The following is a 25,749-nucleotide window of genomic DNA, read 5'->3' as shown; positions in this document are numbered from 1 at the left end:
CCCCGGGGGCGATGCTAGTGGCGCCGCTCCCCGATCGGAACGGCTTCTCGCCACTCCGATCCGAAGACGCCAGAGCGGGCGTAGCTCAGGGGTAGAGCACAACCTTGCCAAGGTTGGGGTCGAGGGTTCGAATCCCTTCGCCCGCTCCAGCGTGCTGCCGCGAAACAGCGGCACGCTATTTAGCAAGAGCAACACGCCCGGCCAGCGACGCAAAGCGTCGACTGACGACGCGGCTTCGCCGCGGCGTTATCTTCCAGAGCTATGCCACATCGGATCACTTATTCTGTCGCGCTCCGTCCTCTCGGCAAGCTGTAGCCTGTGCAAATGCTTACTTGACGGAACTTGGCCTTAGAGCAGGAATATCACCGAAGCAGCACCTACAATGTGCCCGAACGTATTGGAGGGTACGGGAGTAGAATCCGCTTGGCGGTATCTGCAATATCGGTATGCTTGTTGAGCACACGACGAATCGCTCCCCCGCATCCGCGGCGGATCGCCCCGTATTCGAGGGCTCTAATAAACGTGTGCAAGCGACTCCCCCGCCTCGTGGGGCTAATCGACGATATGAGCAGCAATGTTCATGGCGGAGATCGAAAAAGGGGCCGCCGTCCTACCGACGGCCCCGAACGAGGAAGGCACCGCCCACCTCGCGCTCGTTGCAAGCGCGCGTGATCTAGTGGACTGAAACTTGATGGTCAACCGAGCCTCGTGGTGCCGGGGGCGAGATCGATCTTGAGGAGAACCGTACCATGAACATGCGCAAACCAATCGGCACGACTGCTCGGACTGGTGAGAGCTGCCCGGAGTCAGGCGTCTGGCAAGCATAAAGTACGCCGTCGACCACGGCGCCGATCGCGAAAGGCAACCGCATGCCGCCGTACAATGGCGCGGCAGTGATCTGGAAACTGATCCGCTACGCGTAATGGGATAAGGCAGCGGCCCCGCGTACCTGCGCGGGGCCGCTCGCCGCTCAATCCGCCGGCAGGTAAACCTCCCCGCCCTTCTCGCGGAAGCGTTCGCTCATCTCGGCCATGCCGGCCTCGGCGTTATCCGCCGCGACGAACGTTTCGACCGGCGCGTTCTGCTTGGCCGCAAAGTCCGCGCCGCCCGGCACCGCCGGGCGGGGTTCTGCGAGGCCTTCTGTCCCCGGCAGAAGGCTATTCGCTGCCCGGCCGGCAGCGAACTCTCGGACCTCCTGCGTGATCTTCATCGAGCAGAATTTCGGCCCGCACATCGAGCAGAAGTGCGCGGTCTTGGCGCCTTCGGCGGGCAGCGTCTGGTCGTGGTAGGATTCGGCCGTGTCGGGATCGAGGCTGAGGTTGAACTGGTCGCGCCAGCGAAATTCGAAGCGCGCGCGTGACAGCGCGTCGTCGCGCATCTTGGCGGCCGGATGCCCCTTGGCCAGATCGGCGGCGTGCGCGGCGAGCTTGTAGGTGACGACGCCCGTCTTCACGTCGTCGCGGTCGGGGAGGCCCAGATGCTCCTTGGGCGTGACGTAGCAGAGCATCGCGGTGCCGTACCAACCGATCATCGCCGCCCCGATACCGCTGGTGATATGGTCGTAACCCGGCGCGATGTCGGTGGTGAGCGGCCCGAGAGTATAGAAGGGTGCCTCGCCGCACGCCTCGAGCTGCTTCTCCATATTCTGCTTGATCTTGTGCATCGGCACGTGGCCGGGGCCCTCGATCATCACCTGCACGTCCTGCGCCCAGGCGCGCTTGGTCAGTTCGCCGAGCGTGTAGAGTTCGGCGAACTGCGCCTCGTCGTTGGCGTCGGCGATCGAGCCAGGGCGCAGGCCGTCGCCGAGCGAATAGGCGATGTCATACGCCTTCATGATCTCGGTGATCTCGTCGAAGCGTTCGTAGAGGAAGCTCTCCTTGTGATGGCTGAGGCACCATTTCGCCATGATCGAGCCACCGCGGCTGACGATGCCGGTCACGCGCTTCGCGGTGAGCGGTACGTAGGGCAGACGAACGCCCGCGTGGATCGTGAAGTAATCGACGCCCTGCTCGGCCTGTTCGATCAGCGTGTCGCGGAAGATTTCCCACGTCAGTTCCTCGGCGATGCCGCCGACCTTCTCCAGCGCCTGATAGATCGGCACGGTGCCGATCGGCACGGGCGAGTTGCGGATGATCCACTCGCGCGTGTCGTGGATGTTGCGGCCCGTCGACAGGTCCATGACGGTGTCCGCACCCCAGCGGATCGCCCAGACGAGCTTGTCGACCTCGCTCGCGACGTTCGAGGCGACGGCGCTGTTGCCGATGTTGGCGTTGATCTTCACCAGGAAGTTGCGGCCGATCGCCATCGGTTCGGTTTCAGGGTGGTTGATGTTGCTGGGGATGATCGCGCGGCCGCGTGCGACCTCGTCGCGGACGAATTCGGGCGTGACGTAGTCGGGGATCGAGGCGCCGAAATCCTCGCCGTCGCGGTGATACTCACGCAGCATCTCGCGGCCGAGATTCTCGCGGCAAGCGACATATTCCATCTCGGGCGTGATGATGCCGCGGCGCGCATAGTGCATCTGGCTGACGTTCGCGCCGGCGCGCGCGCGTAGCGGGCGGCGGTTGACGTTCGGAAAAGGCTGCACCCCGCCCGAACGATCGGGGCCGAGCTGGCCGTTGTCCTCGGGGCGCACCGCGCGCGCGTCATATTCCTCGACGTCGCCGCGCGCGATGATCCAGTCGCGGCGCAGGCTGGGCAGGCCGGCCATGATGTCGATGTGCGCGTTCGGGTCGGTGTAGGGGCCGGAGGTGTCGTAGACGTTGAGCGGCGGCTCTCCGCACGAGGGATCGAGGTCGATCGCACGCATCGCCACGCGCACCGTCGGGTTTCCTGGGGTGCCGACGTGGATCTTGCGGGAACCGCGGATCGCGCCGGTGGTGACGCCGATCTCGCTGCGGGCCTGGATGTCTGCCATGCGCTTCACTCTCCTAGGGCGGGAGAGGACGGTGGCCTGGGTTGGTCGCCGCTCCACTCCCTACGCCGGTATCAACCGGATCAGGTTCAGCGGGTCGGAGGCTTAGGCGCCCCCCTCTCAACCGCCTCAGCGGTCCCCCGGGGATGTGGAGCAGTATAAGCGCGCCGATGGCGCGAGGAAAAGAGCGATTCGGTGGGCGCGTCGGGCGGCGACGCGATCCGCGGGCGGATCGACCACCGCCCGCGCGCGCGGCGCCTCAGTTGCTTTTGGCGCTGGTCGTCAGATTGCCGTTGACGCCCGAGGGGAAGAAGCCGCCGACCTTCACCGCGTCGTTGTTGAGGAACGCGATGTTGAGCACCTGGCCGACGGTGCGGCTGAACGCGATGCCGTTGGCGTCCGCGGGAACGACATTCGAGACGAGCTGGCCCGACGCGTTGGTCGCGGGCGAGATGCCCTGGTCGAGATCGCGGCTGTCGACGCCGCTCGGCAGGCCCGTTTCGGTCGCGGTCGGCGTGGGAGTGGGCGTCGGCGTCGCGGTCGAGGTCGCCTGCACGCCGTCGAGCACGTCGCGCGCGTTGGAGATCGCGTCGGCGCCCGAGCGCAGCGACGGGGTCGCCAGCCCCTTCTGGTAGAGCGTCGTGCGGATCAGCCCGGCGTGATAGGCCTCGGCCGCGAGCAGTCCGGCGGTCACTTCCTGATAGCCCGCGGTATAGATCAGCGTCGCCGACGCGCCCTTGTACGCGGTGACGCCGACATCCTCGAAGATGAACGCGCCGAGCAGGAAATTCTCGTCATTAGCATAAGGATCGAACGATCCGCCCGCGGCGATCAGCCCGGCGGCGCGCGCCGCGGTGCTGAACGCGCCGGTCGCGCTGCCGTCGATGTTGATCGCGGGCATCGCCACCGCCGCACTGCCGAGCACCGAGCGCAGGAAGGTGACGTGCGCGACCTCGTCCGCCGCGATCTCGCGCGCGTAGGCAGCGACGATCGGATCGGTGAAGGCGACGCGCCGCCCCCCGGTGACCGCGCCCTGCGTGCCCGTACCGGTCAGCAGGTTGGCGGGCAGGCCCGCGCCGGTCGCGGCGTAAGCGTAGAATTGCGCTTCGAGATATTCGAGCTGGAGCGCGAAATTGAGCACATCGACCTCGGCCGCGATGCTGCTGGCCGACGGCGTCGGGGTGGGCGTCGGCGTGGGGGACGGCGCCGGGTTGCTGTCCCCGCCCCCGCACGCGGCGAGCAGCGACAGGCCGCCCGCGACCGCGACGCCGCCGCTCGCCAGCTTGATGAAGCGGCGGCGCTCGGCACGGCGATCGGCCGCGGCGGACAGGATCGTCTGGGCGAGTTCGGGATCGGTCATGAGGTCGGTCATGGGATCAGGGCACTTTATGCGAGAAGGATCGGGCAGGGTCGAGCCGCGCGTCGCGGCGCGCGCGTCAAGTCGCGGCGGCGCTGGTCTTGATCGCGCCGTTGACGCCCGCGGGGAAGAACCCGCCCGACGTCACCGCTGCCCGGTTGAGGTACAGGATGTTGAGCACGCGGTCGCTCGTCCGGCTGTAGGCGAGTCCGTTGCTGTTGAGCGGCACGATGTTGGAGACCGTCTCGCCCGCCGCGTTGGTCGTCGGCGTGATCCCCTGATCGTCGTCGGGCGCGTAGCCGAGCGTCAGGTTCTCGGTCACCGTGCCGTCGAGCAGATCGCGCGCGTCCGACAGCTTCTGCGCCGCCTCGATCAGCCCGAGCGACGGCGTCTGGATGCCCTTGCGGTACAAGGTCGTGCGGATCATCGCCGCGTGATACGCCTCCACCGCCAGGATGCCCTGCGCCGCCTCGCGCAGCGTCGAGGTGAGGAGCGCGGTGGTCGATTTGTAGGCGGTGACGCCGACGTCCTCGAACAGGAACGAGGCGAGCAGGAAATTCTCGTCGCTGGCGTAGGGATCGAAGGTCGCGGTCGAACCCACCAGCCCGGCGGCGCGCGCCGCGGCGGTGAAGGCACCCGCGGGGCTCAGGTCGATCGCGGGCTGCGCCACGGTGAGCGACCCGATGCTGGAGCGGAGGAAGGTGACGTGCGCGAGTTCGTCCGCCGCGATCTCGCGCGCAAATTGCGCGACGACGGGATCGGTGAAGTTGACCGCGCGCCCGCCGGTCGCCGCACCCTGCGCGCCCGCGGTGGTGATCCCGCCCGCGAGCGTCGAGGCAATCGCCGCGCCGGTGGTCGCGAACGCGTAGAAGTTCGCCTCGAGATATTCGAGGTTGAGCGCGAAGTTGAGATAATCGGAGGTGCCGAACGCGGTCGTCGCGGTGGCGGTGGGCGACGGCGTGGGGGTCGGCGTCGCGGATTGCGCGGCGGCCCGGCCGGTGGTCATCATCGCGCCGCCCAGCGCCGCGGCGCCGAGCGCCTGGCCGAAGAACGCGCGCCGCTCCTCGCGCCGCTTCACCCGTGCGTCGAGCGCCTCGATCAGTTCGCCTTCGCCCATCGCCTGCATCCTTCCACTCGACCCTACACGTCTCTGCCGCAGCGAAGCTTTCGCGCAGATGACTCGCGTGCAGCGATAGGCGCAGGTGAAGGCGGGTGCAAACGCGGCGTGGCCGGGCAATACGATTCGGTGGTTACCGGCCCGCCCGGTGAACCGGCCCGCGCGTCGAGCCGGCTCGATGAGCGTCAGAAGGTGTAGCCGATGCCGACCGCGCCGAGCCACTGGTTGCGCGAGCCCGCGATGCTGACGATCGGGGTGTCGCCGAAGTCGTTGAGCATCCGCTTGTAAGTGCCGCCCGCGATCACCTTGAAGCCGTGGAGCAGGTCGCCGGTCAGCGCATAGGTGCCCGCGAACCCGACGACGTAGTTCTTCCACCCGCCGCGCGTGCGGAACGCGGGGAGGCCACTTGTCGCGACATCCTGCGGCCGGACGTCGAAATAGGTGCGGCCGTAAGCGCGCTCGACTTTCTCCGCCGAGGCAAAGATGCCGACCGCCGACTTGAGGCTGAGCGGGGTGTAATAGCTGACCGAGGGCTGGAGCACGCCGCTGTCGTGGACGCCGGTCACGTCGTAGCGGTAGCTGACCGCGACCGACAGCTTGTCATAGTCGCTGGTGATGATGCCGCTCTTGCCAATGCCGAGATAGCCGCCGAGCTCGAGTGCCGTCGACGTGGTCGGCAGCGCCTTGACGCGGGGATCGTCGATGCCCTTGCGGCTGGTGCGGTTGAAATTGACGAGCCCGACCGGCCCGGCCTGGAAATCCCAGCGCGAGGTCGGCGCGTCGGCGATCAGATCGACCGAGGCGCGGTTGCCGAGCACCTGGAACGAGATGCCGCCGAGCGTGCCGATCGCCGCGGGTCCGGGGGTCAGCGAATAATCGTTCGACCCTTCGTAATCGGGCAGCCACGCGCCCGCGACCGCGACGGTCACGGTGTCGCCGGTGACGAGCGGCGTCGGCGGGCCGTTCGGATCGACCGGGTTGGTCTGCGCAAGTGTGGGCACGGCGGCGAGCGACGAGGCCGCGGCGATCGTCAGCGCGATGCGGCGGACCGGGTTGGCGGACGAAGGACGGGCGGCAGGACGGGCAGCGAACACAGAAATTTCCCCTTTGATCTGCCCGCGTGAACGAGCGTTTACGGCTTTGTGTCCGCCGCATTGCACTACAGCATGTAGCGCATGCCGATCTGTTGCCGTTGTGCATCACCCGTCACCGCGAAGCGCGCGGCGGAAAAGCGCGGCGCGCCGAACCGGATCGGCGGGTTGCGCGAGAAACCGAAGCCTTCGCGCGGGATCCCTGCGAACGTATCGAGCTTCGCGTTGCCGTTTTCGTCGTGGATCACCGCCACCGCGTAATTGCCGTACGGCAGCCCGGTGAAGCGCAGCCCGTGCGTGCTGGCGGACACGTTGCGCGTCACCGCATCCTTGTCATCGACGCACGAGGGGAAGTTTTCCGGGTCCGCGGTCAGGCAGACGCGCAGCAGCCCCTTGGCCGAGCGGACGTGATCGATCCCGACGTCAAGCGACGCGACCGGCGCCGCCCCGATCAGCAGCAACGTGGCCCCCGCCAGTGCCGCGACGCGTGCGTTCCTGCGCCTTGGCATGCGCGCGGGTGAAGTCGCCGACACCGCCGTCGGTGCCGCACACCCGGTCCCAGAACCGGAAATAAAGCCCATAATTGCACCCATAACGCTCGTGGTGACGCTGATGATGGCTGGCCGTGATCAGCCAGCGCCCCACTACCCCCCGCCACATGAACCGGGGGAATATCTCCCACCCCATATGGTTGGTCACACCCATAACGGTCATGATCGTCAGCACCAAGCCGAGGCCCGCGACGTGGATCGGAATCAACAGCACCAGTAGCGGAATTACCACAGCGCCGGTCAGCGCCTCGATCGGGTGAAACGCCATCGCCGCCCAGGCGGTTGGCGGGCGGCTGGCATGGTGGACCGCGTGCGCGAGCTTGAACGGCTCGGGCCGGTGCATCCAGCGGTGCGTCCAGTAGAACCAGGTGTCGTGGAGGAACAGGTACGCGAACACCGACACGGGCAGGTACCACAACGGAAAATCGTGCACGTCGCGGTAGACGCGGGTCCAGCCGTGCCGCTCCCACCCCCAGGCGAGAACGCCCGCGGGGATGCCGTAGATCGCGGCGGAGACAAGGCTCCACCAGATCTCGCGCCTGATCTGCGGATCGAGCCCGGTGTAGAGGCCGGGGTGCTTGAACCTGGTCGCGAGCGCGAAGCCTGCCGAGGTGACGAGATAGCGCACGCCGACGATCAGCGTCATCGCGACGGCGGAAAGCGTGACGGCGGCGATGATCGACAGCGCGGACATGGCGAAGCGTGTAGCCGATCGCGGATCATCCGCCCATCCCGCTCGTTCACCGCGTGAAAACAAGGAGATGGCGATGACCGACCCGAAGGTAGCACGCGACGATATCGGCCAAGACGCACGCGACGACGCGACCGCGGCTAACGTGCTGCGCGACACCGGCGGTATCGCCGGCAGCGACGCGGGCGGCGGCGGCGGCATGGGCGGGCAGGACGCCGCCGATGCCGCGGCAGCTTCTGCGGCGACGAGCACGGGCGGCACCAATGCGGCCAATCCGATCGACACCGGGCTCGACACCGGCGCGGCCGATGCGGCGACCGAAGCGCGCGCGCAGGCGGTGGAGGATGACACGTCCACCGCGCGATGACGGGCGCGTTGTGCCGCTATCACTGGGGCTCGTCGCCGCGGACGCGATCCGGCGCGTCTGGAGACCAGCGAAGGCACCGTCATCCCCGATCTACTCCGGGATGACGAGCGAGGTCAGCTCTGACGCATATCGCCGAAGCGACCGGCACAACGAAAAAGGCGCCGGTGGATCGCTCCACCGACGCCTTCAATCGTTCAACGGCAAGTGCCCGATCAGGCGGCCTGCTGCTGCTCCGGCAATGCCGCCTTCGCCTGCGCGATGATCGCGGAGAAGGCCTCGCCCTCGTGCATCGCGATGTCGGCCAGGACCTTCCGGTCGAGTTCGACGCCCGCCAGCTTCAGCCCGTGCATGAACTGGCTGTAGGTCAGACCCTCGGCGCGGACGCCGGCGTTGATGCGCTGGATCCACAGGCCGCGGAAGGTGCGCTTCTTCACCTTGCGGTCGCGATACGCGTACTGGCCGGCCTTCTCGACCGCCTGCCGCGCGACGCGGATCGTGTTCTTGCGACGGCCGCGGTAACCCTTGGCCTGTTCCAGAATGTTCTTGTGCTTGGCGCGAGTGGTTACGCCCCGCTTGACGCGTGCCATATGCTAGTCCTTCTCGCTCAGTTCAGGCCGTAGGGAGCCCAGGCCTTCACGGTCGCCGTGTCGGCCTTCGACAGCACGGTGGTGCCGCGGTTCTGACGGATGTACTTCGCGTTGTGGCTGATCAGGCGGTGGCGCTTGCCAGCGACGCCGTGCTTGATCTTGCCAGTCGCGGTGAGCTTGAAGCGCTTTTTGACGCCGCTCTTGGTCTTGAGCTTGGGCATTTTGGTCCTTTCGGTTGGAACGTGACCAGACAGCCGCGGCAGCCCCAGTTGGCCGGGCCGTCCATAGCGTCACGTTCTCGTGAAGCCGCGCGCCTTAGCGGTGTCGTCGCCCGAATGCAACGCCCCCGCCGTGCGCGCCCGTTCATGCAACCAAGCATCAGACCGGGCGGTTGCGTTCCCGTTATGACGGACACGCGACCCGCGGGCGAGGAACAGACGACCGACGAAACCGGCACGGCGACGCCCCCGCGGCGTCGGCGACGCGTGGTGCGTCGCGTGCTGGGCGGGATCGTCGTCGCGATCGTCGCGGTGTGGCTGGTGCTGTTCATCACCAAAGGCCGCTTCCTCAAACACCCGTTCGAGCGGATCGTCGGTGGCATGGTCCACCGCCCGGTGAGCGTCGGCGGCGACTTTCAGCTCTATTTCGCGCCGTTCCAGATCAAATTCTATGCCGAGAAGCTGCGCATCGCCAATCCCGACTGGGCGACCAAGGCGGACCTGTTCGCCGCCGACCGGATCGACACCCGCATCGCGCCACTGTCGCTGATCTTCGGGCGGCGGCGGCTCTACTGGCTCGACCTGACGAACGGCGCGGTCGACCTCGAATGGAATGCGGCGCACGACCGCAATACCTGGACGTTCAGCGAGAAGAAGGGCGGCAAGCCGTTCGAACTGCCTCGGATCGACCGCGCCACCGTCAAGGGCACAGTGGTGCGCTACCGCGATCCGCGGATGCGGCTGCTCGCCGATCTCGACGTCGATACGATCCGCTCGGTCGAGGCGCGGATCGGGCAGGCGGTGGGGGTGCGCGGCGGCGGCACGATTCGCTCGACCCCGTTCACGGTCACCGCGCGGCTGCTGTCGCCCGACGCCACGGTCAACCGCGGCCGCAACGAGTTGATCGCGACGATGCGCGCGGCGGGCAACACGGTCGACGTGTCGGGCACGCTGCCCAGCCTCGCCGATATCGAGAACGTGCCGCTGTCGGTCAGCGCGCGCGGTCGCGACCTGTCGACGCTGCTCGCGGTCATCGACGTCGCGATCCCGCATACGCGCACCTACCGCCTGCGGGCCGGGCTGGTGAAATCGGGCAACGAATACCGCTTCACGCGAATAACGGGCGTCGCGGGCGCGACCGACCTCGCCGGGCGGCTGACAATCACCAACGGCGCCCGGCTCCATCTCGATTCGCAGCTGACGACGCGCAGCCTCGACATCGTCGACGCCGCCCCCTTCATCGGCTTCAATCCCGATACGGTGGCGGAGAAAGGCGTCACCGCCGCCGCGGCCGAGACGGGGGCGGCACCCGCACGGCTGCTGCCCGACGCGGCGCTGCCGGTCGAGACGATGCGCCGCTTCGACGCCGACCTGAAATGGAGACTCGCGGGCGTCAGATCGCGCCGGGTGCCGATCAGCGACGTCGACGTGACGCTCGACCTGACGAACGGCAAGCTGACGCTGTCGCCGCTGACCTTCGCGATGGCGCGCGGCAACGTCGCCGCCGACGCGGTGTTCGACACGCGCGCGCGCCCGAGCGACGTCCGCTACGACATCCGGCTCGCCCCCACCCCGCTCGGCCGCCTGCTCGCGGGCTGGGGCGTCGCGGAAGCGGGGACGAGCGGCACGGTGCGCGGGCGCATCCAGCTCGCCGGGCGCGGCGACACGATCCACGATTCGCTCAGCACCGCGCGCGGGCGGATCGCGTTCGTGCTGCCCGCGGGCACGCTGTGGACGCGCAACGCCGAATTGGCCGAGCTCGACATCGGCACCTTTGTGCAGAAGATGTTCTCGGGCGCGCTGAAGGAACCGGTCAGGATCAATTGTGGGCTGATCGGCTTCACCGTGCGCGGCGGCGTCGCGGCGGCCGATCCCGTCCTGATCGACACGACCAAGAACGTCGTGCTCGGCCAGGGCGGCTTCAGTTTCCGCAGCGAGGCGATCGACCTCGCGTTTCGCGCCGATTCGAAACGGTTCAGCCTGTTCTCGGGCCAGTCGCCGGTCGGCATCAGGGGCACGTTCGCCGCGCCCGGCCTGCAGGTGATCACGCCGCAACTGGTCACGCGCGCGGGCGCCGGGCTGGGCCTGGCGGTGCTGGCGACCCCGGTCGCAGGGCTGCTCGCCTTCATCGATCCGGGTGACGCCAAGGCAGCGGCGTGCGGCCCGGTCCTCGCGGGCAAGACCGCCGCGGCGCAACGCACGACGAAGGGCGACCCGCGCGACGATGTCGGTAGCGGCCAGGCGACGCCCAAACGCAAGAAGTTCCTCGGCATCTTCTGACGATACGGGGCGTGACATGGTGAAGGAGCGTGTGGATGCGTGAGATGATCGTGGCGGGGCTCGCCCTGCTGGCGGCGGGATGCGGTCAACCGGCGGATACGGGCTTGGCGAACGCGCGCGATGCGGCGGCCGCGCGGGTGACGCCCGACAGTGCCGCGCTTGTGGAAACCGCGAGCACCGATCGCACACCCGCTGCCGTGCCGACGAGCCGGACGGACGACTCCGGCGTGCCCGCGGACAAAGGCACGGCACCCGCACCTGCGCCCGGGGATGCGGCGCCCAAGCCATCGCCGACCGCTACCGCGCGGGCCGATCGCGATGGCCCCGCACCGACGCGGTCGGCGATGCGCGACTGCTATCTGAAGGTCGACGGCGTCGTGCAGGTATCGGGGCGGTGCCGCGTCTTTCCGATGGGCAAGGACCAGTACACGCTCAACACGTGGGACGGCGGCAAGCCCGCGCAGCCGCACTTCGCGGTCGTGACCAAGAACAGCGACGCCGACACGACCGCGACCGCGACGTGGAACGCCGACCCGGCCGACGACCACGCGATGGACCCGCTCGGCATCGTCGCGCGCGATGGCGACTGCTGGGTGAACAAGCGCGCGCTGATCTGCGTGCGCTGACCCTCAGACGCCCAGGTCGTGCGCGATCACATGGTCGGCGATCGCGCCCGCGGTCGTCCACCAGATGCGCGGATCGTCGGCGTCGCGCAGCCGCTCGAGCACGCGCGCGAGTGGCGGGACACGGTGCGCCTGCCCCATCAGATACGGATGCAGCGCGATGCCGAGGACGAGCGGGCGACGATCGCATTCGGACAGCAGCTGCGTCACCGCATCCTCGATCATCTGCGCGAACCCCGCCGCCTCGCCGTTGCGCGCGACGATCGCGGGGATGTCGTTGATCTCCTGTGCGTAGGGGATCGACAGGATGCGCCCGCTCTCGGTCGACAGCCACGTCGGCTGATCGTCGTGCGCCCAGTCGAGCAGGTAGCGGTAGCCCGCCTGGTGGAGCAGGTCGGGCGTGTCGTGACTTTCCGAAATCCATGGACCGAGCCACCCGGTCGGGCGCGTGCCGAGCGCGGCGAGCGTGTCGGTCGTGCGCGCGATCACCGCGGCTTCCTCCTCGCGCGACAATTCCCCTTGCGCCGCGGCGTTGCTCTCGCCGTGCGCCGCGATTTCATACCCGCGCGCGACGCACGCCTCGGCGAGCCCGGGGCAGGTGTGGACCACATCGGCGTTGACGAGCGCGGTCGCGGGCAGCTTCAACCGGTCAAACAGGTCGAATAGCCGCCACGCGCCGACGCGGTTGCCATAATCGCGCCACGCGTAGTTCATCACGTCGGGCTGGTTCTTCGCCGGGGCGAGTTCGGCACCCATCCCGCCGCCGAACTCGAACACCTCGTAATTGATGCCGAACCAGATCGCGAGCCGCTTGCCCCCCGGCCAGTTGTAATCGGGGCGGTCGGTGATTGCGCGGTAAGCGTAGCGGGGCGGGGTCGAGACGGTCATGCGCGCAACAACGCCGCGCGCGCGGTTACGCCTCACCCGATTGTCACGTCACGCGCTCAATGGTCATGCGCGTGATCATGGTCGTGCGCGGCATGGTGGAGCGCCTCGAGCACGTCGTCGGTGCGCGCGGGGTCGCCGATCGCGAGCACGTGGCCCGCGCTTCCCGCGGTCAGCGGATCGCCGTTCCAGTCACACATCCGCCCGCCCGCGCCCTCGACCACCGGGACCAGCGCGGCGAAATCATAGAGCTGGAGCCCCGATTCGCACACCAGGTCGAGGTGACCCGAGGCGAGCAGCCCGTAATTGTAGCAATCGCCGCCGTAGACCGGGCCCTGCCTGGGCGAGCCGCCGCTCACCGCCGCGACGAGCGACAGGTAATGCGGCACGTCGCCGTCGGCGAACAGGTGTGGGCTGGTCGTCGCGATCGTCGCGCCTTCGAGCGCGGCGCACGCGCGCGTCCGCGCAGGTGCGCCGTTCAGCTCGGTCGCGCGGCCCGCGACCCCGACCCAGCGTTCGCGCTGCACCGGCTGGTCGATGATGCCGAGCACCGGCCAGCCGTCCTCGACGAGCGCAATCAGCGTGCCGAAGATCGCGCGCCCGGCGGTGAAGCTGCGCGTGCCGTCGATCGGGTCGAGCACCCACTGCCGCCCGGTCACCCCCGGCTTCTCGCCATATTCCTCCCCGACGATCCCGTCGCCCGAGCGCTCGGCGTCGAGGATGCGGCGCATCGCTGCCTCAGCCTCGGTGTCGGCGAGCGTGACGGGCGAGCGGTCGTCCTTCAGCCGGACACCCGCGGGGGTGCGGAAATAGGGGCGGATCACCGCGCCCGCGGCGTCGGCGAGGCGGTGGGCGAGCTGAATGTCGGCGGGGCGTACGGGCATGCGCTGGTGCCTATCGCGGCGCGCGGCACAGCGCTAGGATGCGGCGCAACAGGAGAAACGATCGATGCGCATCCTCGCCACCATGCTCGCCGCCGCCGCCGCCATCACCGCGCTTCCCGCCGCCGCCACGCTCGCGACGGGGGCGAAGGCGCCTGCCTTCACCACGCGCGGTGCGATGGCGGGCAAGGTGATCGCGATCGATCTGGCAAAGGAGCTGCGCCGCGGCCCCGTCGTGCTGTATTTCTTCCCCGCGGCGTTCACCGGCGGCTGCAACGCCGAAGCGCGCGCCTTTGCCGAGGCGGTACCGCAGTTCGAGGCGGCGGGCGCGCACGTGATCGGCATGTCGGCCGACGACGTGCCGACGCTGCAAAAATTCTCGTCGAGCGAGTGCGCAGGCAAGTTCGCGGTGGCGAGCGCGGGGCCGCGCGTGATCGCAGGCTACGACGTGGCGCTCGGTCAGGCGGTCAAGGGCCGCAACGTCACCAGCCGTACCAGCTACGTGATCGATCGCAACGGCCGGATCGCGTTCGTCCATTCGGACATGAACCCGGCCGAACACGTCCAGATGACGCTCGCCGCGGTCAAGCGGCTGGGGACGCGTTAAGATCGCCGCAGCGCGTTCTCGCGACAGATTCATAAGGAAAGACGCGCCGGCAGACACCGGATGTTAGCGCTTCTGTCCTAAATCGCCGCTCGGGATGAAACGCGGCTGGGGGGTGGCGTGGCGACAAGGTGCAGGAACGTGCGTGCGGCGGGGGAGCCGAGAGGCTTGTTCGCCGCCATCGGCGCGTTCCTGGCCGATCACGGGCTCAGCCCCGACCCCGCCAATTACGCCTTCGCCCATGACGTGATCTGCAACCCGCAGGGCGCTCGCGCGATCGAGGTTCGCGCGCTTACCAGCGACGGCGTGCGGCTGTCGGGGGCCGACGTGGCGCGACTGGGCGGCGTGACGGAGGGCGGGCCGCTGGCGGACGAGCCCGGCGCACCTACCTCCGCACCCTCGCCCGCGGCCGCGCCGGCCGCGGGGGAGCCCGGCCGCGACGACGCACTGGTCACGCGCACGATCGCGCAGATCGAGGGGTTCAGCGACACGCTGCAATCGATCCACAGCGAGACCAACCATTTCGGGCGCGATCTGGCGGAGACGGCCGAAGCGATCCGCACCGGTGGCGCGCACGCCGGGGTGGAGCGCATCTCGCACCTGACCGCGGCGATGATCGAGCGCGTCCACCGCGCGGAGACGCGGCTTGAGCAGGCGAAGAGCGAGACCGCCGAACTACGCGCCGCGCTGGAGGAAGCGCGCACCACCGCGCAGACCGATTCGCTGACCGAGCTCATCAACCGCCGCGCCTTCGACGAGCATTTCGCGGCGCTCGCGCCCGACACGCCGGTCGCGCTGGCGATCTGCGACATCGACCATTTCAAGCGCGTCAACGACGGTTTCGGCCACGCGGTCGGCGACCGCGTGCTCAAGCTCGTCGCGCAATTGCTCGAGCGCGAGGTCGCCTGCACCGTCGCGCGCTACGGCGGCGAGGAATTCGCGCTGCTGTTCGAGCGCGACGACGAGGCCGCGGTGCTCGCGCGGATCGAGGCGGCGCGCGACGCGATCACCGCGCGCCGGCTGCGCGACCGCGACAGCGACCGCTCGATCGGCACGATCAACTTCTCCGCGGGCGTGGCGCACGGGTTTGCCGGCGACACGCTGACCCAGCTGATGGAACGCGCCGACCGCGCGCTCTACGCGGCGAAACAGGCCGGCCGCGGACAGACGATCGTTGCGCCATAATCTGGCGCATTCCACGCCGCGGCGGCGGCGCGATCCGCCAACCCCCACCGCCGCTTTTCGCTAAGTCATTGCAGATACGCCATTCAGGCATTTGGCACGCGCGATGCAATGCTGCTGGCATCGATCGGATCGGCCGATCGACCAGCAGGAGTTACCACCATGATCCGCTCGTTCGACGCTCTCGGTCGCCAGGCATTCGCGCTGTTCGCCGCCTTCTCGGTCGCTGCACTGATGATCGGTGCCGCGGTCCCCGTCTCGCCGATCGCGTGAGGCGCGCGATGTTCGGTTTGTCCCGATCGGCCACCCACCCGATCGCGCTCGCCCTCGCCGGGTTCGCGACCACCGCGCTGCTGTTGTGGATCGACGCGGGTGTCGCGATCGCCTGATCGCGGCACCGCGCGGGCGAGCGCGGCGTTGATCGCCGCATGCCCCACTCGCTCGACCGCTTCATCGCCGCCCAGGCGGACAGCTACGACACCGCACTCGCCGAGCTGATCGCCGGCACGAAGCGCAGCCACTGGATGTGGTACATTTTCCCGCAGATCGCCGGCCTCGGCCAAAGTCCCACCGCCGTCTTCTACGCGATCGGCGATCTCGACGAGGCGCGCGCCTATCTCGCGCACCCGCTGCTCGGGTGCCGCTATCTCGCCTGCACTGCCGCACTGGAGCGGCACGCGGGGCGCAGCGCCGCGTCGATCATGGGCGACGTCGACGCGCTCAAGCTGCGGTCGTCGCTGACGCTCTTCGCCGCGGCGGGCGCGCCCGATCCGGTCGCGCGAGCGCTCACAACCTTCTTCGCCACGCCCGACCCCGCGACGCTGCGGCTGATCGGGTGCTGACCGCGTCAGCGCGCGGTCGTGACCGGGGTGACCAGCGCGACGTCGTTGCCGCGCAGGACGACCGTGTAGCGCTGGCGCTTGTCGCAGGTGACGAGCCACGCGGGCTTGTTGTCGAGCGACTGGGTCGCGGTCGCCTCGGTGATCTCCTGGCACGCCTCGTCGCCGTCGCGGATCGCGCGGAACAGCACCGCCTTGCGCTGCCCCTCGCTCAGCGACGCGATCGCGTCCGCGGTGTTGGTGGCGCTGTCACCGTTGTTGGCGACCACGGGGTCGGCCGCGTTGACGGTGGTCGATGCCGGCTGGTTGCAGGCGGCGAGGAGCGAGGCGGCCACGAAGGCGAATCGGCGGATCGTCATGCGTGTGAGCATAAGCCGATCGCCCGCGCGCGACGAGTCGGGGCACGCCCGACCGCTTGATCCATGTGAGCCCGGCCGGCCCAACTTTCGGTAATGACGGCATCTTTTCGACACGCTACACCAAGCGGATAAAGCGAGAGGTGGAGCGTGGCGATGCGGTGCGGGCGTATTTCCGGGTTGCTGGCGGGTGCGGCGATGCTGGCGTCATGCGGCGGCGGTGATGGTAGCGGATCGGGCACCACCGGCAACACGGGGGCAAGCCCGACGCCGACCCCGACGACCGCGGCGGCGGGCTGTTCGCTGCGCGAGCGGCAGAACTGGGCGTTCGCGCAGCTGAACGAATGGTATCTGTTCCCGGAAACGCTGCCCGCCTCGCTCGACCCGTCGGGCTATTCGACCGTCGACGATTACATCGACGCGCTGACCGCGACCGCGCGGGCGCAGCGCAAGGACCGCTATTTCACCTACCTGACCTCGATCGCGTCGGAGAATGCCTATTACAATTCGGGCACGACGAGCGGCGGGTTTGGTATCCGGCTGGGCTATGACACGACCAACCGCCGCGTCGGGATCATCGAGGCGTTCGAGGGCGCACCCGCGCTCGCGGCGGGGCTGGACCGCGGCACCGAGATCGTCGCGATCGGGACGAGCGCCAGCAATCTGCGCGCCACCAGCGACATCATCGCAAGCTCGGGCACGCAGGGCGTGGTCGACGCGCTCGGCCCCGACACCGCGGGCACAACCCGCGTGCTGCGCGTCAACGACGCGGGCGGCACGCGCAACGTCACGCTGACCAAGGCGGATTATACGCTGACCCCGGTATCGTCGCGCTATGGTGCCAAGATCATCACCGACAACGGCGTCCGCGTCGGTTACGTCAACCTGCGCACCTTCATCAACACCGCCGATCCCGGGCTGCGCAGTGCGTTCCAGCAGTTCCGTGACGCGGGCATCACCAACGTGATCGTCGACCTGCGCTACAACGGCGGCGGGCTGATCTCGATCGCCGAACTGTTCACCAACCTGCTCGGCGGCGGACGCTCGACCAGCGACGTGCAGAGCTACACCACGTTCCGCGCGTCGAAATCGTCGAACAACGAGACGACGTTCTTCGCGCAGCAACCGCAGACGATCACCCCGACCAAGATCGCGTTCATCGGCACCGGCGGCACCGCGTCGGCGAGCGAATATGTCATCAACGCGATGATCCCCTACCTCCACGCCAACGTCGCGCTGGTCGGCAGCAACACCTACGGCAAGCCGGTCGGGCAGATCGCGCTCGACAAGTCGCAGTGCGACGACCGGCTGCGCGTGATCGCGTTCGCGTTGCAGAATGCGGCGCGGCAGGGCGATTATTACGATGGCCTTGCAACCAAGGTGGAGGCGTCGTGCCAGGCGGTCGACGATTCGACCTATCCGCTCGGCGATGCGCGCGAGGCGTCGACGCGCGCCGCGCTCGACTTCATCGAAGGGCGCGGCTGCACGCGGATCGGCGCGACCGCGTCGCTCGAGCGGACCACCACGCCGTTCGCGCAGAGCCGCGAATTGTTGACGCCGACGCGCCCCTCCACCGCGCAGCGCGAGACGCCCGGCCTGTTCTGACGCGCACATCGCCGGGCGCACTGTTCGGCGCCGCGCGGCTGGGCTAGTCGCGGGTCGGTCGGTGCGGACTAAGGAGGCGAGCGATGGCATTCTGTACCCAGTGCGGCGCGCGCCTGCCCGACGACGCGCGTTTCTGCGCGCGTTGCGGCGCCCCCGTCGTCCTGCCCGACGCGCCGGCCGACGCCGTTCGCCCATCCGACGACCGGATGAGGGCGAGCGATCCGCCCGCCCCTCGCGTACCCGCGCCCGTACCCGCGCCCGATCAAGACTTCCCGCCCGACGGGCTGCACTTCGGGCCCGATCCCCGGCCCGCATCCCAGACCGCATTCAAGCCCGCAGCCCGCCCCGCGGCCGACGATCGCCACCGCGACGACCGCCGCGCCCCGGTCGCCGACGCCGATGACGACGAGGAGGAGGAGCGCGGCGGCACGGGCACGCGGTTGCTGGTCATTCTCGCGCTGGTCGCGGTGGCAGTGCTCGCGATCGTCTTCTGGCAGCAGCGCGACGGCACGCGCCCGGTCGCCGAGACCGCGGCGAATACCGAGGCACCCGCCGAGGCGCCCAGCGCCGAGCCGACCGAGGTCGCCGCGGCCCCGACGCCAGAGCCGATTCCGACGCCGTCCGATACCCCCACCCCCGAACTGGCGCAGACCGGGGACGAGATCGGCTCGCCCGCGTCGCTCGACCCGAACGGCGAGGCTGCGATCCCCGCCGCCGCGATCGACGCCGCGTTCGCCGACGATCCCGAGCGCGCCTTCGCCGAATTCCCCGGTCCGGTGACCGTACGCGGCAGCGTGATCGGGCTCCTGTCCGATTCGCCCCCCGCGCTTAGCCTGGAAGGGTATCAGCGCGGCGGGATCGTCGTCGCCGATCTGGTCCGCGGGCAAGGCGATGCGATCGATCTGCTGGGGCGCGGATCGGTGGTGCGGCTGCGCTGCGCGGCGGTGCGGCGTCAGGCCGCGACCACGATCCTGGTCGGCTGCCGCATCTGACGCGGTTGAGCGCGTGGCTGCGCTCGCCTAGGGCGGCGCGATGACCGCTTCCGCTCCCGTCGTCACCCGTTTCGCGCCCTCGCCGACCGGCCGGCTCCACGTCGGCAACGTGCGCGCGGCGCTGCACAATTGGATGTGGGCGAAGAAGAACGGCGGACGCTTCATCCTGCGCATCGACGACACCGATGCCGCGCGCAGCGAGGAGCGGTTCGTCGACGCGATCCGTGCCGACCTCGCCTGGCTCGGGCTCCATCCCGACCGCGAGGAGCGTCAATCGGCGCGCTTCGACCGTTACGAGGCGGTGTTCGCGGCGCTGCGCAGCGCCGGGCGCATCTATCCGGCGTACGAGAGCGCGCAGGAACTGGACCTCAAGCGCAAGATCGCGCGCGGGCGCGGATTGCCCCCGGTGTACGACCGCGCCGCACTGTCGCTGACCGAGGCGGATCACGCGCGGCTCAAAGCCGAGGGTATCCGCCCTCACTGGCGCTTCCGGCTCGATCACGCCGCGGCGATCACCTGGGACGACCTGATCCGCGGGCCCCAGTCGTTCGACCCCGCGCAGTTGAGCGATCCCGTGATCCGCCGCGCCGACGGGTCGTGGCTCTACCTGCTGCCGAGCGCGATCGACGACATGGATATGGGCGTGACGCACGTCGTGCGCGGCGAGGATCACGTGTCGAACACGGCGCTGCAGTTGCAGATGTTCGACGCGATGAAGGCGGCGCACCCGCGTTTCGCGCACGAGGCGTTGCTGACCGGCGCAGAGGGCAAATTGTCCAAGCGGCTGGGCGCGCTCGGCATCGACGAGCTGCGCGAGAGCGGGATCGAGCCCGCCGCGATTCTCTCGCTGCTCGCGCGGCTCGGCACGAGCGATCCCGTCGAGCCGGTGGTCGACCCCGCCCCGCTCGTCGCCGCGTTCGATTTCGCGCATTTCGGGCGCGCGCCGGCGCGCTTCGACGAGGCGGAGCTGGCGCAGGTCAACGCGCGCGTCGTCCACCAGCTCGACTATGACGCGGTCGCGGCTCGCCTGCCCGCGGGCATGGACAAGGACGGCTGGCAGGCGGTCCGCCCCAACCTCCACACCGTCGCCGAGGCGGCCGACTGGTGGCACGTCGTCGAGGGGCCGATCGATCCCGCGCCCGCTGGTGAGGACGCCGATTATCTGAAACAGGCCGCCGCCGCAGCGCGCGCGATCGACTGGGCGGGCGACCCGTGGCACGCGCTGACCAACGCGTTGAAGGCGCAGACCGGGCGCAAGGGCAAGGCGCTATTCCTGCCGCTACGCCGCGCGCTGACGGGCCGCGACCACGGCCCCGACATGGCGGCGCTGCTGCCGCTGATCGGGCAGGCGCGCGGCATCGCGCGGCTGGAGGCGGCGGCGCGCTGATCGGGGGCGGGACTCGCACGCGACACACGCGCGCCCTATATCGGCTCGATGCAATTCTTCAGCCGCATGTCCCCGGTGCGCGCCTACCGCGACCTCCGCTTCTTTCTCGCACAGCGGCAGCCGTACGAATTGTGGTTCCTGGTGCTCGCGGTGACGATCACCAGCACGTTGGTGTGGGCGTTCGCGCACGATTCGTACTTCGAGAAGCAGTACCGGCCGAACATCATCTACGTGCAGCAATACCGCCTCGACCGCACCGACGCGCAGATCATCGCGCAACAGAAGATCGACCAGCCGGCCATCGATGCCGCCAAGGCCAAACAGGCCGCGCGCGAAGAAAAGTTGCGGCAATCGTTCAAGAAGATGGACGACGCGATGAACCGCCTCGGCATCTGACCGACACGTGACCCGCCCGTCCGCCGACGACGCGCGCTGGATGGGCGCCGCGCTCACGCTCGCCGAGCGGACGCGGGGCGCGACCGCGCCTAATCCGAACGTCGGCTGCGTGATCGTCGCACGCGGCACGGTGGTCGGGCGCGGCTGGACGCAGACGGGCGGGCGTCCGCACGCCGAGGCGATGGCGCTCGAACAGGCGGGCGCGCGTGCCGCGGGCGCGACCGCTTATGTAACGCTCGAGCCGTGCGCGCATGTCTCGCCGCGCGGACCCGCGTGCAGCGACCTGTTGATCGCCGCGGGCGTCGCGCGCGTCGTCGTCGCGCACCGCGACCCCGATCCGCGCACCGATGGTCAGGGGATCGCGCGGCTGCGCGGCGCCGGGATCGCGGCCGAGGTCGGCGTGCGCGAGCGCGAGGCGGCGCGTGTCATGGCCGGCTTTCTCACCCGTCGCGCGCATTCGCGCCCGTTCGTGACGCTCAAGCTCGCGCTGTCGCTCGACGGTGCCGCCGCAATGGCGGACGGGCGCAGCCAGTGGATCACCGGCGCCGAAGCGCGCGCGCACGCGCATCTCGAACGCGCGCGGCACGAGGCGATCCTGGTCGGGCGCGGCACATGGGAGGCGGACCGCCCGCGGCTCGACGTGCGCCTCCCCGGCCTCGAACGCCGCGCGCCCGAGCGGGTCGTGCTGTCGTCGCAGCCGGTCGACGGCGTGCGGACGATCGCGCGTCCGGCCGAGATCGCTGGCCTTCCGGGCGATCACCTGCTGGTCGAGGGCGGGGCGCGAACCGCCGCCGCCTTCCTCGCGGATGATCTGGTCGACCGGCTGCTCATCTACCGCGCGCCCGTGATCGTCGGCGGCGGGCGCACGCTGCCCGACATCGGCCTCGCCGACCTGTCTCGGGCGCATGGACGCTGGCGGCTCGCCGACGCGCGCGCGCTTGGCAGCGACCGCGTCGAGGTCTACGAGCGCGGCTGAGAGGGCATATGTTCACCGGGATCATCTCCGACATCGGCACGGTCGAGCGCGTGGAGCGCGGCGGCGACACGCGCCTCGTCATCGCGACCGCCTACGACACCGATACCGTCGACCTGGGCGCGTCGATCGCCTGTTCGGGCGTGTGCCTGACCGTGGTCGACAAGGGGCAGCAGGACGCCCGCCACTGGTTCGCGGTCGACGTGTCGGGTGAGACGATCAGCCGCACCGCCGAAGGGCAGTGGCAGGAAGGCGCCGCGCTCAACCTCGAACGCGCGATGAAGCTCGGCGACGAACTGGGCGGGCATATCGTCACCGGCCACGTCGACGGCGTCGCGCAGGTGACCGAGGTGACGCCCGACGGCGATTCGCGCCGCATCGCGATCCGCGTGCCCGCCGACCTCGCCCCCTTCCTCGCGCCCAAGGGGTCGGTGACGGTCGACGGCGTGTCGCTGACCGTCAACACGGTCGAGGACGCCGCCGACGGCTCCACCTTCACGATCAACCTGATCCCGCACACGCAGGCAGTGACGACGCTCGGCCGGTTACAGCCCGGGCAGTCGGTCAATATCGAGATCGACGTCCTCGCCCGCTATCTCCAACGCATGGAGCATTACCGTGGCCGCTAACCCCGAACTCGCCCGCTTGCGGCACGGTTATCTGTCCAGTCCCGAAGAGATCATCGACGAGGCGCGCAACGGGCGCATGTTCATCCTGGTCGACGACGAGGACCGCGAGAACGAGGGCGACCTCGTCATCCCCGCGCAGATGGCGACGCCCGAGAAGATCAACTTCATGGCGCGGCACGGTCGCGGGCTGATCTGCCTCGCAATGACCAAGGCGCGGGTCGAGACGCTCGGGCTCGAACTGATGAGCCGCAACAACGGCACGCGGCACGAAACCGCCTTCACCGTCTCGATCGAGGCGCGCGAGGGGGTGACGACGGGCATCTCGGCCGCCGACCGCGCGTGCACGATCGCGGTCGCGATCGACGCGACCAAGGACAAGACCGACATCGTGACGCCCGGCCACGTCTTTCCGCTCGTCGCGCGCGACGGCGGCGTGCTGGTGCGCGCAGGCCATACCGAGGCCGCGGTCGACGTGTCGCGGCTCGCCGGCCTCAACCCCTCGGGCGTGATCTGCGAGATCATGAACGAGGACGGGACGATGGCGCGGATGGACGACCTCGTGTCGTTCGCGCAGCTCCACAACCTCAAGATCGGCACGATCCGCGACCTGATCGCCTATCGCCGCCGCAACGATCACCTGGTCGAATTGGCGAGCGAGGCCCCATTCAAGAGCCGCTGGGGCGGCGACTGGACCGTCCGCGCGTATCGCAACAAGGCGACGGGGACCGAGCAGATTGCGCTGGTCAAGGGCCGCGTCGACCCCGCCAAGCCGACGCTGGTGCGGATGCACGCATTGTCCCCCTTCGCCGACATGTTCGGCGAGGACAGCGACCGCTCGCGGCTGTTGTCGCGCTCGATGGAGCTGATCGCCGCCGAGGGTGCGGGCGTCATCATCGTCATCAACCGCCACCGCGCCGACGCCTTCACCACCGCGGTCAAGATGAAGGTCGGCGAGCCGGTCGAGGTCGAGATGGAGGAATTGCGCGACTATGGCGTCGGCGCGATGATCCTCGCCGAACTGGGCGTCCACGACATGGTGCTCCTCACCAACACCCACCACACGCTGGTCGGCTTGGACGGCTACGGCCTGTCGATCGTCGGCGAGCGCAAGATCGACTGACATTCGGAGCAACAGATGGCGCATTTCCTCATCGTCGAGGCGCGGTTCTACGATCACCTGAACGACATGCTGGTCGCGGGCGCCGAGGCCGCGCTGAAACAGGCCGGTCACTCCTGCGAGGTCGCGACCGTGCCCGGCGCGCTCGAAGTGCCCGGCGCGATCGCGCTGGCGGCGGAGACGGGGCGCTACGACGGGTTCGTCGCGCTCGGTGTCGTCATCCGCGGCGAAACCTATCATTTCGAGATTGTCTCGAACGAGAGCGCGCGCGGGATCATGGCGCTGACGATGGACGGTATTCCGATCGGCAACGGCATTCTGACCACCGAGAGCGAGCAGCAGGCGATCGTCCGCGCCGACCCGGCGCAGCTCGACAAGGGCGGTGCTGCCGCCAAGGCTGCGCTCGCGATGTTCGACCTCAAGTCGCGGCTCGGCTGACCGCCACATGGACATGCCGCCCACCCGCTTCCGCGTCGTGGAGCGTGGGCGGCGGCTGGAGGTGATCGACAGCGCGACGGGGCGGGTGGTCGGCGAACGATCGAGGTCCGATCGCGCGGGGTCGTCGGTGGCCGCAACCCGCGCGAACAAGCCGCTGATGCTCGATCGGGTCATCGGCCGCGCCTCCGCTCCGCGTGGCACACCGGCGCCGAAGGCGGGTGCGTTGCCGCGCGCGACCCGTTTCGATGGGACGGTCAGCTTCACGACCCGCGCCTTCTATGACGACCGTGCGCCGCGCACGGTGACGCTCGACCCGGCCCGCGCGAAGATGCTTCGTGGGGCCGCGTTCGCCGCGCTGTTGCTGCTGATCATCACGCCCGCACTGCTGCTGATGCTTGCCTGGTCGAGCTTCCCGCTGCTGTTCGGGCTCGCCGCGGTCGCGTTCAACCCCAAGGTACGCCAGCGGCTGCGCGCCGCGGTCACCGCGCTGATCGATCGCTACGCCGATCCGGCGTGACACGCCCCGCCGCGCGTCGGCGGCGGGGCGGCATGGTTCACGCGTCCGCGCGCTCCAATGCGGGATAGTCGACGTATCCTTCGGGTCCGGGCGTATAGAACGTCTTCGGGTTGGGCTTGTTGAAGCCGGCTCCGCTGCGGAAACGCTCGACCAGATCGGGGTTGGCGATCCACAACCGACCCCAGGCGATCGCGTCGGCGACACCCGAATCGAGATCGGCCTGCCCGGCCTCCTGCGTGTAATCCTGGTTGAGCACCAGCGGGCCGGTGAAGACCTCGCGGATCTTGGGGCTGAGTTTCGGCACGTCGGTGGTACCGAACGTCCCCTCGGCGCCGACCTCGCGCAGTTCGAGGAAGCCGATGCCCAGGTCGTTGAGCGCCTTGGCCGCGGGCACGAACACCGCTTGCGGGTTGCTGTCGTCTGCGCCCTGCGTCTCGCCGTTGGGCGACAGGCGGATCGAGGTGCGGCCCGCGCCCACCTCGGCGATGACGCGCTCGGTCACTTCGCGCATCAGGCGGATGCGGTTCTCCGGTGCGCCGCCATATTCGTCGGTACGGTCGTTGGTGTTGTCGCGCAGGAATTGGTCGATCAGATAGCCGTTCGCGCCGTGGATCTGCACGCCGTCGAACCCGGCGCGGACCGCGTTGCGCGCCGCCGCCGCGTAATCGTCGAGCGTGGTGCGGATCTCATCCACCGACAGCGCGCGCGGCGTGTCGTACGGGTTCTTCGCCGGATCGGGATCGTGATACGGCGCGCGCTTGGTCGAGGACGACACCGACTGCAGCCCGGTCACGTCGGGACGCGCGAGCCGGCCCATGTGCCACAATTGCGCGACGATGCGCCCGCCCGCCTCGTGCACCGCCTCGGTCACCGGCTTCCACGCCTCGACCTGTTCGTCGCTCCACAGCCCCGGCGTGCTCGGCCAGCCGAGCCCCTGCCGGCTGATCCCCGTCGCTTCCGAGATGATCAGGCCGGCGGACGCGCGCTGGCGGTAATATTCGATCATCAGATCGGTCGGCGTATGGTCCTTGGTCGCGCGCGAGCGGGTCAGCGGCGCCATGAGGATGCGGTTGGGCGCGTCGATCGCGCCGAGTTTGATGGGGTCGAACAGGCTGGGCATTCGATGGCCTTTCCGTTTCATTCAGCTACCTG

The 25,749-nt window shown here is 69.2% G+C and carries 27 protein-coding genes, 1 tRNA gene and 1 riboswitch; of the genes, 16 read left to right on the top strand and 12 right to left on the bottom strand.

What is annotated here, in order from left to right; translation table 11 throughout:
- Nucleotides 1-74 precede the first annotated feature (74 nt).
- Nucleotides 75-149 (top strand) — tRNA-Gly (locus tag KZ810_RS12420).
- A gap of 821 nt (nucleotides 150-970) precedes the next feature.
- On the opposite strand, the gene thiC is transcribed toward KZ810_RS12420, so the two are convergent.
- The 6 genes from thiC to KZ810_RS12390 form a co-directional block, all read right to left on the bottom strand.
- Nucleotides 971-2,917 (bottom strand): phosphomethylpyrimidine synthase ThiC, encoded by a 1,947-nt coding sequence (thiC, locus tag KZ810_RS12415; protein ID WP_219769409.1) that lies wholly within the window; start codon nucleotides 2,915-2,917, stop codon nucleotides 971-973.
- Between the two features lie 39 nt (nucleotides 2,918-2,956).
- A riboswitch (TPP riboswitch) is annotated at nucleotides 2,957-3,067 on the bottom strand.
- A gap of 106 nt (nucleotides 3,068-3,173) precedes the next feature.
- On the bottom strand, nucleotides 3,174-4,274 hold the full coding sequence (locus tag KZ810_RS12410) for a ferritin-like domain-containing protein (RefSeq protein WP_219769491.1): 1,101 nt from the start codon (nucleotides 4,272-4,274) through the stop codon (nucleotides 3,174-3,176).
- A 76-nt stretch (nucleotides 4,275-4,350) separates the two neighbouring features.
- Nucleotides 4,351-5,397, bottom strand: coding sequence for a ferritin-like domain-containing protein (locus KZ810_RS12405; RefSeq protein WP_219769408.1), 1,047 nt, complete (start codon nucleotides 5,395-5,397; stop codon nucleotides 4,351-4,353).
- Between the two features lie 176 nt (nucleotides 5,398-5,573).
- Nucleotides 5,574-6,482, bottom strand: coding sequence for a MipA/OmpV family protein (locus KZ810_RS12400; protein WP_308461545.1), 909 nt, complete (start codon nucleotides 6,480-6,482; stop codon nucleotides 5,574-5,576).
- Nucleotides 6,483-6,547: 65 nt separating this feature from the next.
- Complete coding sequence (locus KZ810_RS12395) at nucleotides 6,548-6,940, bottom strand: DUF2141 domain-containing protein (RefSeq protein ID WP_373369163.1); 393 nt, start codon at nucleotides 6,938-6,940, stop codon at nucleotides 6,548-6,550.
- Complete coding sequence (locus tag KZ810_RS12390) at nucleotides 6,903-7,724, bottom strand: sterol desaturase family protein (RefSeq protein ID WP_219769406.1); 822 nt, start codon at nucleotides 7,722-7,724, stop codon at nucleotides 6,903-6,905. Before KZ810_RS12390 ends, KZ810_RS12395 begins: the two co-directional genes overlap by 38 nt.
- Before the next feature lie 73 nt (nucleotides 7,725-7,797).
- On the opposite strand from KZ810_RS12390, the gene KZ810_RS12385 reads away from it, so the two are divergent.
- The gene (locus KZ810_RS12385; protein WP_219769405.1) at nucleotides 7,798-8,088 is read left to right on the top strand and encodes a hypothetical protein; all 291 of its coding nucleotides are present in this window, start codon (nucleotides 7,798-7,800) and stop codon (nucleotides 8,086-8,088) included.
- A gap of 212 nt (nucleotides 8,089-8,300) precedes the next feature.
- Here KZ810_RS12385 and rplT read toward each other — a convergent pair whose 3' ends face one another.
- Both rplT and rpmI read right to left on the bottom strand, forming a co-directional pair.
- A complete protein-coding gene (rplT, locus tag KZ810_RS12380; protein ID WP_219769404.1) occupies nucleotides 8,301-8,675 on the bottom strand; it encodes a 50S ribosomal protein L20 in 375 nt (124 codons plus the stop codon).
- 17 nt (nucleotides 8,676-8,692) lie between these two features.
- Nucleotides 8,693-8,896, bottom strand: a complete 204-nt coding sequence (gene rpmI / locus KZ810_RS12375) for a 50S ribosomal protein L35 (RefSeq protein ID WP_058755056.1) — start codon at nucleotides 8,894-8,896, stop codon at nucleotides 8,693-8,695.
- Between the two features lie 183 nt (nucleotides 8,897-9,079).
- On the opposite strand from rpmI, the gene KZ810_RS12370 reads away from it, so the two are divergent.
- Nucleotides 9,080-11,173 carry an AsmA family protein gene (locus tag KZ810_RS12370; RefSeq protein WP_219769403.1) on the top strand — a complete coding sequence of 698 codons (2,094 nt, stop codon included), beginning with the start codon at nucleotides 9,080-9,082 and terminating at the stop codon, nucleotides 11,171-11,173.
- A 35-nt stretch (nucleotides 11,174-11,208) separates the two neighbouring features.
- Nucleotides 11,209-11,799 (top strand): hypothetical protein, encoded by a 591-nt coding sequence (locus tag KZ810_RS12365; protein ID WP_219769402.1) that lies wholly within the window; start codon nucleotides 11,209-11,211, stop codon nucleotides 11,797-11,799.
- Between the two features lie 3 nt (nucleotides 11,800-11,802).
- On the opposite strand, the gene KZ810_RS12360 is transcribed toward KZ810_RS12365, so the two are convergent.
- A complete protein-coding gene (locus KZ810_RS12360) occupies nucleotides 11,803-12,684 on the bottom strand; it encodes a polysaccharide deacetylase family protein (RefSeq protein WP_219769401.1) in 882 nt (293 codons plus the stop codon).
- A 56-nt stretch (nucleotides 12,685-12,740) separates the two neighbouring features.
- The gene (locus KZ810_RS12355; protein ID WP_219769400.1) at nucleotides 12,741-13,565 is read right to left on the bottom strand and encodes an inositol monophosphatase family protein; all 825 of its coding nucleotides are present in this window, start codon (nucleotides 13,563-13,565) and stop codon (nucleotides 12,741-12,743) included.
- 64 nt (nucleotides 13,566-13,629) lie between these two features.
- Between KZ810_RS12355 and KZ810_RS12350 the strand changes: the two genes are divergently transcribed.
- From KZ810_RS12350 to KZ810_RS12340, 3 genes are all read left to right on the top strand, one after another.
- Entirely contained in the window at nucleotides 13,630-14,169 is a 540-nt protein-coding gene (locus tag KZ810_RS12350; protein ID WP_219769399.1) for a peroxiredoxin, read from the top strand.
- 165 nt (nucleotides 14,170-14,334) lie between these two features.
- Entirely contained in the window at nucleotides 14,335-15,351 is a 1,017-nt protein-coding gene (locus tag KZ810_RS12345; protein ID WP_258044825.1) for a GGDEF domain-containing protein, read from the top strand.
- Nucleotides 15,352-15,776: 425 nt separating this feature from the next.
- Nucleotides 15,777-16,190 carry a DUF1810 domain-containing protein gene (locus tag KZ810_RS12340; protein WP_219769397.1) on the top strand — a complete coding sequence of 138 codons (414 nt, stop codon included), beginning with the start codon at nucleotides 15,777-15,779 and terminating at the stop codon, nucleotides 16,188-16,190.
- Nucleotides 16,191-16,195: 5 nt separating this feature from the next.
- Here the strand turns inward: KZ810_RS12340 and KZ810_RS12335 are convergent, their stop codons facing one another.
- Complete coding sequence (locus tag KZ810_RS12335; protein ID WP_219769396.1) at nucleotides 16,196-16,546, bottom strand: hypothetical protein; 351 nt, start codon at nucleotides 16,544-16,546, stop codon at nucleotides 16,196-16,198.
- Nucleotides 16,547-16,699: 153 nt separating this feature from the next.
- On the opposite strand from KZ810_RS12335, the gene KZ810_RS12330 reads away from it, so the two are divergent.
- The 9 genes from KZ810_RS12330 (at nucleotide 16,700) to KZ810_RS12290 (ending at nucleotide 24,597) form a co-directional block, all read left to right on the top strand.
- On the top strand, nucleotides 16,700-18,148 hold the full coding sequence (locus KZ810_RS12330) for a S41 family peptidase (RefSeq protein WP_219769395.1): 1,449 nt from the start codon (nucleotides 16,700-16,702) through the stop codon (nucleotides 18,146-18,148).
- Nucleotides 18,149-18,231: 83 nt separating this feature from the next.
- The gene (locus tag KZ810_RS12325; protein WP_219769394.1) at nucleotides 18,232-19,140 is read left to right on the top strand and encodes a zinc ribbon domain-containing protein; all 909 of its coding nucleotides are present in this window, start codon (nucleotides 18,232-18,234) and stop codon (nucleotides 19,138-19,140) included.
- Between the two features lie 40 nt (nucleotides 19,141-19,180).
- A complete protein-coding gene (gene gltX / locus KZ810_RS12320; protein ID WP_219769393.1) occupies nucleotides 19,181-20,527 on the top strand; it encodes a glutamate--tRNA ligase in 1,347 nt (448 codons plus the stop codon).
- Between the two features lie 48 nt (nucleotides 20,528-20,575).
- Nucleotides 20,576-20,923, top strand: a complete 348-nt coding sequence (locus tag KZ810_RS12315) for a hypothetical protein (RefSeq protein WP_219769392.1) — start codon at nucleotides 20,576-20,578, stop codon at nucleotides 20,921-20,923.
- Nucleotides 20,924-20,963: 40 nt separating this feature from the next.
- Nucleotides 20,964-21,899, top strand: a complete 936-nt coding sequence (ribD, locus tag KZ810_RS12310; protein ID WP_219769489.1) for a bifunctional diaminohydroxyphosphoribosylaminopyrimidine deaminase/5-amino-6-(5-phosphoribosylamino)uracil reductase RibD — start codon at nucleotides 20,964-20,966, stop codon at nucleotides 21,897-21,899.
- Between the two features lie 8 nt (nucleotides 21,900-21,907).
- On the top strand, nucleotides 21,908-22,525 hold the full coding sequence (locus KZ810_RS12305) for a riboflavin synthase (RefSeq protein WP_219769391.1): 618 nt from the start codon (nucleotides 21,908-21,910) through the stop codon (nucleotides 22,523-22,525).
- Nucleotides 22,515-23,645, top strand: coding sequence for a 3,4-dihydroxy-2-butanone-4-phosphate synthase (ribB, locus tag KZ810_RS12300; protein WP_219769390.1), 1,131 nt, complete (start codon nucleotides 22,515-22,517; stop codon nucleotides 23,643-23,645). Before KZ810_RS12305 ends, ribB begins: the two co-directional genes overlap by 11 nt.
- Nucleotides 23,646-23,660: 15 nt before the next feature.
- Nucleotides 23,661-24,080 carry a 6,7-dimethyl-8-ribityllumazine synthase gene (ribH, locus tag KZ810_RS12295; RefSeq protein ID WP_219769389.1) on the top strand — a complete coding sequence of 140 codons (420 nt, stop codon included), beginning with the start codon at nucleotides 23,661-23,663 and terminating at the stop codon, nucleotides 24,078-24,080.
- A gap of 7 nt (nucleotides 24,081-24,087) precedes the next feature.
- On the top strand, nucleotides 24,088-24,597 hold the full coding sequence (locus tag KZ810_RS12290) for a hypothetical protein (protein ID WP_219769388.1): 510 nt from the start codon (nucleotides 24,088-24,090) through the stop codon (nucleotides 24,595-24,597).
- 37 nt (nucleotides 24,598-24,634) lie between these two features.
- Here KZ810_RS12290 and KZ810_RS12285 read toward each other — a convergent pair whose 3' ends face one another.
- Entirely contained in the window at nucleotides 24,635-25,717 is a 1,083-nt protein-coding gene (locus tag KZ810_RS12285) for an alkene reductase (protein ID WP_219769387.1), read from the bottom strand.
- Nucleotides 25,718-25,749: the final 32 nt, after the last annotated feature.

It is taken from the genome of Sphingomonas citricola (assembly GCF_019429535.1).
GTDB classification, from domain to species: Bacteria; Pseudomonadota; Alphaproteobacteria; order Sphingomonadales; family Sphingomonadaceae; genus Sphingomonas; species Sphingomonas citricola.
The sequence above is the reverse complement of the archived record's forward strand: the minus strand, read 5'-3'. Positions and strand labels throughout refer to the sequence as shown.

Bases quoted from the DNA above. Each gene is read 5' to 3' on its own strand.
- KZ810_RS12330 (WP_219769395.1), top strand. From the start codon at position 16,700: ATGCGGTGCGGGCGTATTTCCGGGTTGCTGGCGGGTGCGGCGATGCTG.
- KZ810_RS12305 (WP_219769391.1), top strand. From the start codon at position 21,908: ATGTTCACCGGGATCATCTCCGACATCGGCACGGTCGAGCGCGTGGAG.
- ribH (WP_219769389.1), top strand. From the start codon at position 23,661: ATGGCGCATTTCCTCATCGTCGAGGCGCGGTTCTACGATCACCTGAAC.
- KZ810_RS12285 (WP_219769387.1), bottom strand. From the start codon at position 25,717: ATGCCCAGCCTGTTCGACCCCATCAAACTCGGCGCGATCGACGCGCCC.
- KZ810_RS12315 (WP_219769392.1), top strand. From the start codon at position 20,576: ATGCAATTCTTCAGCCGCATGTCCCCGGTGCGCGCCTACCGCGACCTC.
- KZ810_RS12350 (WP_219769399.1), top strand. From the start codon at position 13,630: ATGCGCATCCTCGCCACCATGCTCGCCGCCGCCGCCGCCATCACCGCG.
- gltX (WP_219769393.1), top strand. From the start codon at position 19,181: ATGACCGCTTCCGCTCCCGTCGTCACCCGTTTCGCGCCCTCGCCGACC.
- KZ810_RS12290 (WP_219769388.1), top strand. From the start codon at position 24,088: ATGGACATGCCGCCCACCCGCTTCCGCGTCGTGGAGCGTGGGCGGCGG.
- KZ810_RS12325 (WP_219769394.1), top strand. From the start codon at position 18,232: ATGGCATTCTGTACCCAGTGCGGCGCGCGCCTGCCCGACGACGCGCGT.
- KZ810_RS12405 (WP_219769408.1), bottom strand. From the start codon at position 5,397: ATGCAGGCGATGGGCGAAGGCGAACTGATCGAGGCGCTCGACGCACGG.
- rpmI (WP_058755056.1), bottom strand. From the start codon at position 8,896: ATGCCCAAGCTCAAGACCAAGAGCGGCGTCAAAAAGCGCTTCAAGCTC.
- KZ810_RS12340 (WP_219769397.1), top strand. From the start codon at position 15,777: ATGCCCCACTCGCTCGACCGCTTCATCGCCGCCCAGGCGGACAGCTAC.
- KZ810_RS12355 (WP_219769400.1), bottom strand. From the start codon at position 13,565: ATGCCCGTACGCCCCGCCGACATTCAGCTCGCCCACCGCCTCGCCGAC.
- thiC (WP_219769409.1), bottom strand. From the start codon at position 2,917: ATGGCAGACATCCAGGCCCGCAGCGAGATCGGCGTCACCACCGGCGCG.
- KZ810_RS12335 (WP_219769396.1), bottom strand. From the start codon at position 16,546: ATGACGATCCGCCGATTCGCCTTCGTGGCCGCCTCGCTCCTCGCCGCC.
- KZ810_RS12360 (WP_219769401.1), bottom strand. From the start codon at position 12,684: ATGACCGTCTCGACCCCGCCCCGCTACGCTTACCGCGCAATCACCGAC.
- KZ810_RS12385 (WP_219769405.1), top strand. From the start codon at position 7,798: ATGACCGACCCGAAGGTAGCACGCGACGATATCGGCCAAGACGCACGC.
- ribD (WP_219769489.1), top strand. From the start codon at position 20,964: ATGGGCGCCGCGCTCACGCTCGCCGAGCGGACGCGGGGCGCGACCGCG.
- KZ810_RS12390 (WP_219769406.1), bottom strand. From the start codon at position 7,724: ATGTCCGCGCTGTCGATCATCGCCGCCGTCACGCTTTCCGCCGTCGCG.
- KZ810_RS12410 (WP_219769491.1), bottom strand. From the start codon at position 4,274: ATGACCGATCCCGAACTCGCCCAGACGATCCTGTCCGCCGCGGCCGAT.
- rplT (WP_219769404.1), bottom strand. From the start codon at position 8,675: ATGGCACGCGTCAAGCGGGGCGTAACCACTCGCGCCAAGCACAAGAAC.
- KZ810_RS12370 (WP_219769403.1), top strand. From the start codon at position 9,080: ATGACGGACACGCGACCCGCGGGCGAGGAACAGACGACCGACGAAACC.
- KZ810_RS12365 (WP_219769402.1), top strand. From the start codon at position 11,209: ATGCGTGAGATGATCGTGGCGGGGCTCGCCCTGCTGGCGGCGGGATGC.